The 681-nt window shown below is 38.0% G+C and carries 1 protein-coding gene; it reads right to left on the reverse strand.

Annotated features, from left to right (window positions below; all coding sequences use genetic code 11):
• The coding region (locus tag RMB13_RS00620) for a tyrosine-type recombinase/integrase (protein ID WP_311084119.1) at window positions 1-681 on the reverse strand (681 nt) is incomplete at both ends.

A 681-nucleotide genomic window follows, 5' to 3' on the forward strand; every position in this document is an offset into this window, starting at 1 on the left:
ATGCGCCAATTGATGTTCGATGAAATCTACACGTTGTTCTAATATTTCATCAAGTATAGTGCGAGCTGTTGCTCTTAACCCGTGCGCCGTTTGCTTCCCGCCATAACCCAAGCGTTTCAATGCGGTATTAATAGTATTGTCTGATAGATAAGTCTTTGCATCACGCCCAACAAATAGATATTCACTATGTGGATACAGATCAATAATCGACTCGACTAATTCAAATGCTTGATCTGACAATGGAACCACATGCTGTTGCTTAGTTTTACTGGCTATAAATTTAAAGCACCGCTCTTCAGGATAGTAATAAGACTTTTTAAGTTTGCGGATTTCTCCTGGTCGTTGGAAGGTTAATACTGAAAGCTTTAACGCGACCTGAGTAGTGATTAAGCATCGTGCATGTAATTTTGAATAGTTCCAAATTTTATTCAGCATTGGAGCTAGATCTTGCTCTTCTGTCACTGCAGCAAAATTCCCACCTTGTGGATTCGGCAACTCAATATCTTCTATTGGATTATATTGGATAAGTTTCTTTTTTCGGGCTGATTTAAAGATTTGATTCAAATCTGACTTTAAACGTTTAGCAACAGATAATGCTTCACGATCAATAATACGCTGGAAAACTTTTGCCTCTAATACCTCTACAGTGAGTTGAGGAAAACTCATATCACCAATGTAAGG

This window comes from Acinetobacter sp. V102_4, assembly GCF_031799005.1.
Lineage (GTDB): Bacteria > Pseudomonadota > Gammaproteobacteria > Pseudomonadales > Moraxellaceae > Acinetobacter > Acinetobacter calcoaceticus.